Annotated in this window: 3 protein-coding genes; 2 read left to right on the top strand and 1 reads right to left on the bottom strand. The window is 68.5% G+C overall.

What is annotated here, in order from left to right; translation table 11 throughout:
- Positions 1–376: 376 nt before the first annotated feature.
- Positions 377–700, top strand: a complete 324-nt coding sequence (locus tag ABZ471_RS48575; protein ID WP_359075597.1) for a hypothetical protein — start codon at positions 377–379, stop codon at positions 698–700.
- Between the two features lie 124 nt (positions 701–824).
- Here the strand turns inward: ABZ471_RS48575 and ABZ471_RS48570 are convergent, their stop codons facing one another.
- On the bottom strand, positions 825–947 hold the full coding sequence (locus tag ABZ471_RS48570) for a hypothetical protein (protein ID WP_359075595.1): 123 nt from the start codon (positions 945–947) through the stop codon (positions 825–827).
- Between the two features lie 190 nt (positions 948–1,137).
- Between ABZ471_RS48570 and ABZ471_RS48565 the strand changes: the two genes are divergently transcribed.
- The gene (locus ABZ471_RS48565; protein ID WP_359075599.1) at positions 1,138–1,380 is read left to right on the top strand and encodes a hypothetical protein; all 243 of its coding nucleotides are present in this window, start codon (positions 1,138–1,140) and stop codon (positions 1,378–1,380) included.
- Positions 1,381–1,623: the final 243 nt, after the last annotated feature.

Below are 1,623 nucleotides of genomic sequence, written 5' to 3'. Positions count from 1 at the left end.
AACATCACCCGCAGCCGCCTCGGACGCCTCACCCGCCAAGGATTCCTCACCCAACCCGGACGAGGCCGCTACCAGAAACGGACTTAACGTCCACTGAGATGCCCCTCACCCCCGGCGTAAACGCCGGAGCACTGGCCAAGACCAAAGGTAGAGATCAATGCCGTGCCCGGTGGTGACCGCGTAGGTGAGGGCCTGGAGTTCGGAGGACAGGTCCTTGTCCGTCCAGGCTCACCACCGTCGGTTCAGGATGGTGGCCGGTGGCCGGGGGCGAGCCGGGAACGGATGGCCCGTAAGGCCCTGGACTGACAGGGCAGTTGGGGCCGCCGGGGACGGGGCCGGCTCTGTCTCTGGCCCGTCGTTGGGGCACGGCTCCGGCGTGGTGGCATCCAGTGGACCGGGCCGCGCCAACCACTGGTCCCAGCGGAAGGAGAATGACGCAGCCGGCCAGGGTCCGGTGCGCTCTGGTCTGCTGCTCGGCTTTCCCGCTGCGGTGCTCGCCGGTCTCCCCGAAGCCGCCGGACGCGGCGACGCCCCGGCGCCCGGCAGCGTGGGGCGGGGCGCCGTAGAACGTGTCCGTGTCGATCAGGTGTCCTCGTCGTCCGGCAGCGGTGTGCCGGCTCTGGCGCGCGGGCCGAGCCGTATCGAGAACCCGCAAGGCGCCCGCACCGCGTTGCAGCCGGCGTCAGTGCACCACCAGTGATCTGTCTGACGCTGTTCGGCCGGTGATCCGCAGAACCGGCAACGCATGTGGTCCATCCTCTCTGTTCGCCATTACGGCGCTCGCCCCGCGGGATGAGGGGCGGGCGCCGTCGTCCTGTGGGCGGTCAGGGTTTGCGGTGACTGCCTCGCCCGATCATCGGGTCCGGTCCAGGCGTGGGAAGCCCGATCCGGCCGTCGCCCTCGGTGCCGTGCGGCACGCGATGCGCGGCGGTGCGGTCGTCGGCCATGCGGTACGGCTCCCACCGGTAGCTGTCTCACTTCAAGGACATCCGAGGGGTCGGGTAGAGGTGAGCGGGGGTGTGTTCGTGGCCCAGGTGAGGGCCTTCAGGTCACCGGCCGGCCGCAGGCGTTCGGTGCGGCGGGCAGCCCATTCCTCGGCCTGGGTGCGGGACGTGTTGCGTTTGGCCACCCGCGAGCATGGGCTTCAGGCCCTCGCTGTCGCTGTCGCTGTCGCTGTCGCTGTCGTGGACGTCGGCGGCGAAGACGCCGACGACCCGGGACAGTCCGTTCGCGTCCGTCAGGAGCGGACTCACCCTCTACCAGATCCTCGACACCATCCAGGACCTGCTGAACTGCTGGACCGGCACCTGCACCACCTGCCACCGCCCCCTGCCCAGAACTTCCACCACCAGCCAGAACCCAAGAGCCAGAACAACCTGACGGAGTCCTACCAGGGGGCTTCTGAAGGCTCTTGAAACCGTCCGATGGCTGTTACTGGCGTGCCCGGAGGGGCAGTCGGCGCATCACGAGGTGGCTCGCGTTGCGCCGACGATCAGCCCAACGCCCGACCAAGAGCCATCAGAAGCCCCTAGGGCGTGTATCGGAAGTGGGTCTTGGAGCGGCTTGGTATCTGGGCATACAAGCTTGTCTCGCAAGATCGGCAGCGTTCGATGGGCAGGTACT

It is taken from the genome of Streptomyces sp. NPDC005728, assembly GCF_040630895.1.
Classification (GTDB): Bacteria; Actinomycetota; Actinomycetes; order Streptomycetales; family Streptomycetaceae; genus Streptomyces.
Note: the sequence above shows the minus strand (reverse complement) of the source record. Positions and strands in the feature narration are given on the sequence as shown.